We start from the raw sequence: 228 nt of genomic DNA on the forward strand, positions 1-228 counted from the left end.
GTTTTCCATTTTAAGGAAACGGGCTTTTGCAGGCTGCTCAAGCTCAACATAATCGTGAGGGACATCTTTTGTATTCTTGCTTTTATCCACAATCACTTTCCACTTCTTACCATCATTAGAGCCATAGATTTTATATTGATGCATTTTCCCTAAGGTTTTCCCCATGAACTCAGCATCCTGATCTGCATAATTGATCTGAATGGCATTGATTGTTGAAACTTCACCCAG

At 39.0% G+C, this 228-nt stretch carries 1 protein-coding gene; it reads right to left on the reverse strand.

All coding sequences use genetic code 11. From position 1 onward, the window contains the following. Positions 1–228: discoidin domain-containing protein (locus tag SB679_RS26665; protein ID WP_410705477.1), on the reverse strand; the 228-nt coding region annotated here is incomplete at both ends.

It is taken from the genome of Chryseobacterium sp. SIMBA_029, from assembly GCF_046535275.1.
Lineage (GTDB): Bacteria > Bacteroidota > Bacteroidia > Flavobacteriales > Weeksellaceae > Chryseobacterium.